Genomic DNA, 6,217 nt, shown 5'->3' with positions numbered 1-6,217 from the left:
CCCTTGTATCTTGTTTTCTGTGGTGGTTAGCTACCACTACATGAAACGGAGGCAGATTCAGGCTCCCCTTAAGGCTCTGACCTTCATTCGTAGCATAATCCCTCCGTTTCTCCTTTCACGCCAGCATCTACTCTGAACGGTAACCGGAAGCTCTGACTTCGTATGTACAAGGCAGGATGGCGTGATGGTTTATGTGAAAGGGAGACAACCTCATGATTTATCTCGGCGTTGATATCAGCAAACAAAAATTCGATGTCTGCCTGCTCCCCGAAGGCTCCTCGGGGAAAAAGAAAAGCAAAGTCTTTAAGAATGCACCCGGTGCTGACCGGGAGCTGAAGACCTGGCTGCTCCGGCAGAAGTGTGATCCCGCACAGGTGACCGTGGTTATGGAGGCGACCAGCGTTTATCACGAAAACCTCGCCTTTGCCCTTCATCACGACAGCACCGTAACCGTCTGTATGGCAAATCCGCAGCGGGTGCGCGAGTTCGCAAGAGGCATGGGTATCCTGACCAAAAATGACACCGTGGATGCTTTTGTTCTGGCCTGCTACGGTGAACTGAAACAGCCTGAACCCTGGGTTCCCCCCGCGCCGGAAGTCCGCAAACTGCGGGCACTGTTGCGCCGCCGGGACGCCCTGCAGGAGGATGTGCAGCGCACCCTCAACCGCCTGGAAAAGGCTCTCTCAACGCAGACGCCGCGCGAGGTGATAACATCCCTTAAGCGCACCCGCCAGTGGCTGCAGAAAGAGCTGGAGCGCATAGAGCAGCTTATCGCAGACCATATAAACAACCATCCCGGACTGAAAGAAGATCTCGACCTGCTGAAGTCGATAAAGTGCGTCAAGGATAAAACCGGCCAGATGATGCTGGCAGTTCTGCGCGCAGGAGAGTTCAGGAGCGCTTCGCAGGTGGCGGCGTATCTCGGTCTGGTCCCGGTGGAAAGGTCATCAGGAAGCTCGGTATGGCACAGGCCGCGGATGTCAAAGGCGGGGCCACCGGAAGTGCGTGCAAAGCTGTATGTGGCCGCGCTGAGCGCCATTCGTTATAACGCACAGGGCAAGGCGCTTTATGAGCGGCTGCTTGCCAGAGGCACCGCAAAAAAAGCGGCAGTGGGTGCGGTGATGAGGAAACTGGTGCATCTGTGCTACGGGGTACTGAAGACACGGCAGCCATGGGACGCAAACTATGCAGCTACCGCTTGACGTTCAAGACGGTAGCTACAGTGTTTCAGACATTCCCGGGTAGGGGCGGCATTTATGCCGCCCGTGCCGATGAGAATGTCGCCGTCCATAGCGGTTTATTTATCGTAACTCAGCGTCAGACCTGACGGGGTAATCACCACCCGGCGATCTTCAAATTCAAAACCGTTAAGCGTAACGCCGTTATGCGACATAAAACTCAAAATATTCTGTATCATCCGGTGCCCGTGCGGGTCCGAATAGTAGAGCGGTTGATAGCTGTAGAGTAAACCGATCGGCGTGCGGTATTGCATCTGCATCTTAATCTTACTGCTAAAATTACTATCGTCCGGGCTGGTCAGCGTGATAAACACCGCCCCGCCGCGCACTTCAAAGCGCGGATCGTAAAGCTCGCGTTTATCAGCCAGTAAATCGTAATAGCCCAGCTGAATATTCTCGTTGGTGATCTGCGGTAAAAAAATATCACTGGTATTACTGGCAGGTAGCGAGCGAAACAGCATCGCCATCACCAGTACCAAAAAAATAAGTACCATCAGGCTAATTGACGCATATTGCCATTTCATTTAATTTCCTCTCCGTTTCATTATAAATCAAGGAATTAAGCTGCGTGTTATCCTGCCGCCAGTGAAAAATATTCATTGCCAGCTGGCGCTGATCGCAACGGCTGCGCAGGCTGATAGTAAAGTTGAGTAAGGTGCCGGATGAGTGGAAATAGACATCCATTTTGACCTTACGTTTTTTAAGTTCATTATCCAGCTTAAATAGCGTAGAGCCCATAATGCTATTAATCTCCTCACGTGTTCCCTCATTGCCCCGATTAAATTGCTCTAATTGCAGCAGGCGAATTTGCGCATAAACCCCTGCCTGATGCTCCTCAAAGCGCGGCTGCGGAGGATGGTCGCTGAACCAAATCGCCGCCGCCAGGCACAGTACGAAAATCTGTAACAGGAAAATGCCCTGCCACAGGCGACGCGTACGTTTATCATGTTTAGTGGCGATCTGCTTTTCGGTTTCCGGCAGCGACTCTTTTAGCCACTCTTCTGCCGGTGAGCTCTCGGCTTCCGCCGTTCCTTCAGCTTCTCCGGCTGCCGGAGGGCTGTCTGCGGGTAGCTCTTCGGTTTCATTTTGCCCGGAGAAGGGATCTTTCCCATGGCGACGAAAATGACAGTAGGCGGCATCCAGTACGTAGCCCCTTTTCGGAATGGTTTTGATAATGCGCTGCTGTTTGCCATCGTCCTCTAATGCCACGCGTAGCGCATGGATGGCGTTCGGCAGGCTGTTACTACCAATCACCCGACGCTCCCAGACCAGCGTGTTCAGCTCTTCACGCGTAAGGATCTGGTCTGCATGCTGGATCATCACAATCAGCAATTTCAGCTGATATTCACCCAGACGCCGCTGTTCACCACTCTCCTGATGAATTAATGCGCCTGCGCTGATATCGATAAGCCAGTTGTTAATGACACATTCGGCGTTCATGGCGGCCCGGAAGGTTGAAATACTTAGCATTAGTATAATGAATCACTCAAAATTGCGCCTGGTGTAATTAAAGTAAGAAAAATCTTTATCAAATAGAATCAAGATTAATTCACTTGTCGTATATTGTTTATATTTAAAGCGGACTTATTACGCTATTTAACCTATTCTGAAATGCATTAACTGTAAAGGGCATTTTTTTGATGTTTCTGACCTCGGGGGTTTTGATAACCCCTTATCTTTCAATGTTTTTTAAAAATGAAAATTTCACAATGATAAGCGATATTAATGATATTTAATTAAAATTATATTTATGGAAATAGTTATGGCCATCCGTTTAAGTTACGTTTAACTGGTGTCGTTTTTATTTTCGAATAGGATTCTTATAACGAAAGCTTTAATAAAAAATGATTTTTTTATCTGTTATTTAATTCTCCTCCGCCGGGTGTCGTTCTTGTTAGTTGTCAGCAGCAACATCTTGTATCAACTAAACAAGTTACATTCACCCACGGAGAGAAAACCATGCTATCTATTTTTACCAGCCAGGCGGCGATGTCATCTACAACGGCAATGAACAAAGCCAATAGCGGCCTGAATGTTGCGATGCAGCGTCTCGGTACCGGTAAACGTATTAACTCAGCAGCGGATGATGCCGCAGGACTGCAAATTGCGACCCGTTTACAGGCGCAGTCTAACGGCATGAATGTCGCCCAGGGCAACATCTCTAAAGCCACCGCTCTGCTGCAGACGGCAGAAGGTGCGTTCGATGAGATGACCAACATCATGTACCGCATGAAGGATCTGGCAACGCAGGCGGCGGATGACACCAACAACGCCAATGACCGTGAATCTCTGCAGGCTGAGTTCACCGAGCTGAATGCTGAACTGAACAATATCATGAGCAACACCTCTTATGGTTCCGACAAGCTGCTGTCTGCTTCAGGCGGCAAGCTGGCGTCAGGCATGCAGTTCCAGATCGGCGCCGGTACCGATGAAATCCTGAAGGTGGATGTTTCTTCTAATCTGTCAGGTATCAGCGGTCATCTGGGAACACTGGCGTCTTCCAGCATTTCCGGCAGCGCTTCCGGTGCTAACGAAGTACTGCAGCGCGTTAACGATGCGCTGGATTCAGTCGGTGCCATGCGCTCTGCGCTGGGCGCCAACATTAACCGTCTGGGCCACACCGCGGCTAACCTGGCGAACATGAAAGACAACACCGATCTGAATATCGGCGTGATTCGTGATGCCGACTATGCCACGGAAGCGTCCAATATGAGCCGTCAGCAGATGCTGGTGCAGACCAGCCAGTCAATGCTGAAACAGGCTAACGGCATGAAAGGCCTTGTAATGAACATGCTGGGTTAATCTCCGGGCCTGCAATTAAAACACCGCTTTCGAGCGGTGTTTTTGTTTCCGCATCGCGCTTTTCCACTTCCCGCAAAGCGGAACTGAAACTTCCTGTTATTTATATATCTTATTGATTTTATGTGAATTTAAATTCTGGCATGTGCTTTGCTATATCAGAGGCGCTGACATCACTTGTTATCTGTGGAGGTCATAATGAATTTGGGTATGGAACCGAGCCAGTGGGCCGAATTATTAGCGAATAACAGCATTGCGGCGCTGCAGGGGCGCCTGCAGAGCCAGCAGAAAACCATCAAGGCGCAGCAGGCGGCGCTAACTTCGCTAAAAACGGCGATGACCGATTTTCGCAACACGCTAAAGAGCTTCGGCACCAGCAGTAGCGGCATTGTGAAAAACAGCGCAACCGCCAGCAGCGAAGGTTATGTCTCACTGAAAGCCACTTCCGCCGCCAGTAAAGGGCTGTATCACATTGAGGTGCTGGAAACGGCGAAAGCGAAGCAGGAAGCGTTTGAAGGACTGACCGATGCCGACCTGGCGACAGCTACCGGCACCATGACGCTGAAAATTGGCGACCAGCAACTGGATATCGATCTTAGCACCGTTAATAACCTGGGCGAGCTGCGCGATGCGATTAATGCCAGCAGCAGCAACCCCGGAGCTACTGCTTCATTGATCCGGCAAAACGGCGAGCTGATGTTGCTGCTGGCCAGTAATGAAACCGGAGTGGATAACGCTTATACGCTGGATGTCAGTAACAGCAATATTGCCGGCAAATTTACCCCGACGGAAATTTCGCAGGCCAGCAATGCTGTGGTGTCGATGGGAAATATGCGCTTTGAAAGCAGCAGCAACAGCTTTAATCAGTTGATCCCCGGCGTTGAGCTGACGGTGATTCAGAAGACCGAAGCGGGTAAACCGTTGGTGATCAGCGTTGACAACGATATGTCCGGCACCAAAGAGCAGGTGCAGAGTTTTGTCGATGCTTATAACAAGCTGCGCGGCGAGCTGGACAAACTGACAAAGAGCGGCGGCGCCGACGGTGGCCGGGGTGCGCTGGCCGGCGATTCGGGCATCCGGGCGCTGGAAGAGCAGCTGAATGCGTTGTTGCGTGCCGATTACAACGGCAGTTTTCTGCGTGACTTCGGTATTACGCCAGATAAGGACGGCATGCTGAAACTGGATAGCGACGCCTTTGAAGAGGCGATGAAAACCAGCCCGGCGCGTCTTGATGCGCTGTTCAGCGGTAGTAATGGCCTGTTGAAAAAGATGGATAAAGGGCTGGATTCCTATCTCAGTACCTCGACCGGCAGCATCAAACAGCGTCAGGACACTCTGGACCGTAAGAACGAGCAGCTGAGCAGTAAAGAGCAGCAGATACAGCTGCGTTATGACGCCGCTTATCAGCGTTACTTCCGGCAGTTCTCGCGGGTTCAGGCGGCAATGGCGCAAATGGAGTCAACCATGGGGCAGTTCTGGTAACAGAACGCAGGATTTAAATGTACGGAAATTCAAACAATTTTACACAGTATCAGGATGCGGATCTGGCGATCCGCACCGCCGCCGCGACGCCACATCAGCTGGTGCTGACTTTATTCGGCGGTCTGATGGATGAGCTGACACGGGCCAAAGGGCATATTGAGGCCAGGCGCTTTGAGCATAAAGCGCACAGCATCACGAAATGCATTGATGTGCTGAACGCTCTGACCAGCGCGCTGGACTATGAGCGCGGCGGCGAGCTGGCCCTGCGTCTGGCGGGTCTGTACGACTACTGCGTTTATCGTCTGTATGACGCCAGTCACAACATGTCCGTCGACTATATCGTTGAGGTGGAAATCATCCTCGGCAATATTCGCGACGGCTGGGAAGGAATGGGTAAATAAATGAATAAGCAGATCGTCCTGCTGGTTGAAGCGTTAGAACAGGCAGCCGCAGAAGATAACTGGAGCCTGGTACAGCAAATTGACAGCCGCATTAGTGCGGCATTGATTCAGCTCCGCGCCCGGCAGGCAAATGACGGCGCTCATCTGTCTCTTGAACAGTTACAACAGCGCCATGCTCAGGTGGCTTTCCTCTGTCGCCGGCGCGTGGACGAACTGCGCAATATTTTGCGTCAACACCAGGATAACAAAGAAGGAATTCAGGCCTATGCGCAGTTTTCCTCAGAGAAGGAGATCTGA

The 6,217-nt window shown here is 51.2% G+C and carries 7 protein-coding genes; 5 read left to right on the top strand and 2 right to left on the bottom strand.

All coding sequences use genetic code 11. From position 1 onward, the window contains the following. Nucleotides 1-212: 212 nt before the first annotated feature. On the top strand, nt 213-1,202 hold the full coding sequence (locus JWF83_RS00550) for an IS110 family transposase (protein ID WP_413647956.1): 990 nt from the start codon (nt 213-215) through the stop codon (nt 1,200-1,202). A 95-nt stretch (nt 1,203-1,297) separates the two neighbouring features. Here JWF83_RS00550 and JWF83_RS00545 read toward each other — a convergent pair whose 3' ends face one another. Together JWF83_RS00545 and JWF83_RS00540 are read right to left on the bottom strand one after the other, a co-directional pair. Further along, the gene (locus JWF83_RS00545; RefSeq protein ID WP_413647955.1) at nt 1,298-1,762 is read right to left on the bottom strand and encodes a hypothetical protein; all 465 of its coding nucleotides are present in this window, start codon (nt 1,760-1,762) and stop codon (nt 1,298-1,300) included. Next, the gene (locus JWF83_RS00540; RefSeq protein WP_413647954.1) at nt 1,737-2,678 is read right to left on the bottom strand and encodes a winged helix-turn-helix domain-containing protein; all 942 of its coding nucleotides are present in this window, start codon (nt 2,676-2,678) and stop codon (nt 1,737-1,739) included. The genes JWF83_RS00545 and JWF83_RS00540 overlap by 26 nt, the downstream gene beginning before the upstream one ends. A gap of 519 nt (nt 2,679-3,197) precedes the next feature. On the opposite strand from JWF83_RS00540, the gene JWF83_RS00535 reads away from it, so the two are divergent. The 4 genes from JWF83_RS00535 (at nt 3,198) to JWF83_RS00520 (ending at nt 6,217) form a co-directional block, all read left to right on the top strand. Continuing rightward, the gene (locus tag JWF83_RS00535) at nt 3,198-4,040 is read left to right on the top strand and encodes a flagellin (RefSeq protein WP_413647953.1); all 843 of its coding nucleotides are present in this window, start codon (nt 3,198-3,200) and stop codon (nt 4,038-4,040) included. A gap of 195 nt (nt 4,041-4,235) precedes the next feature. Continuing rightward, the gene (fliD, locus tag JWF83_RS00530) at nt 4,236-5,519 is read left to right on the top strand and encodes a flagellar filament capping protein FliD (protein WP_413647952.1); all 1,284 of its coding nucleotides are present in this window, start codon (nt 4,236-4,238) and stop codon (nt 5,517-5,519) included. A 17-nt stretch (nt 5,520-5,536) separates the two neighbouring features. Then, nucleotides 5,537-5,920 (top strand): flagellar export chaperone FliS, encoded by a 384-nt coding sequence (gene fliS / locus JWF83_RS00525; RefSeq protein ID WP_413647951.1) that lies wholly within the window; start codon nt 5,537-5,539, stop codon nt 5,918-5,920. Further along, on the top strand, nt 5,921-6,217 hold the full coding sequence (locus tag JWF83_RS00520) for a hypothetical protein (protein ID WP_413647950.1): 297 nt from the start codon (nt 5,921-5,923) through the stop codon (nt 6,215-6,217). It begins immediately after the preceding gene.

The sequence above is a fragment of the Pantoea sp. B65 genome (genome assembly GCF_047308185.1).
In the GTDB taxonomy this organism is placed as follows: Bacteria; Pseudomonadota; Gammaproteobacteria; order Enterobacterales; family Enterobacteriaceae; genus Erwinia.
This window is presented reverse-complemented; position numbering and strand designations above follow the sequence as displayed.

Excerpts from the sequence above, each read along its gene's own strand:
- JWF83_RS00550 (WP_413647956.1), top strand. The coding sequence starts at position 213 with ATGATTTATCTCGGCGTTGATATCAGCAAACAAAAATTCGATGTCTGC.
- JWF83_RS00545 (WP_413647955.1), bottom strand. The coding sequence starts at position 1,762 with ATGAAATGGCAATATGCGTCAATTAGCCTGATGGTACTTATTTTTTTG.
- JWF83_RS00540 (WP_413647954.1), bottom strand. The coding sequence starts at position 2,678 with ATGAACGCCGAATGTGTCATTAACAACTGGCTTATCGATATCAGCGCA.
- JWF83_RS00535 (WP_413647953.1), top strand. The coding sequence starts at position 3,198 with ATGCTATCTATTTTTACCAGCCAGGCGGCGATGTCATCTACAACGGCA.
- fliD (WP_413647952.1), top strand. The coding sequence starts at position 4,236 with ATGAATTTGGGTATGGAACCGAGCCAGTGGGCCGAATTATTAGCGAAT.
- fliS (WP_413647951.1), top strand. The coding sequence starts at position 5,537 with ATGTACGGAAATTCAAACAATTTTACACAGTATCAGGATGCGGATCTG.
- JWF83_RS00520 (WP_413647950.1), top strand. The coding sequence starts at position 5,921 with ATGAATAAGCAGATCGTCCTGCTGGTTGAAGCGTTAGAACAGGCAGCC.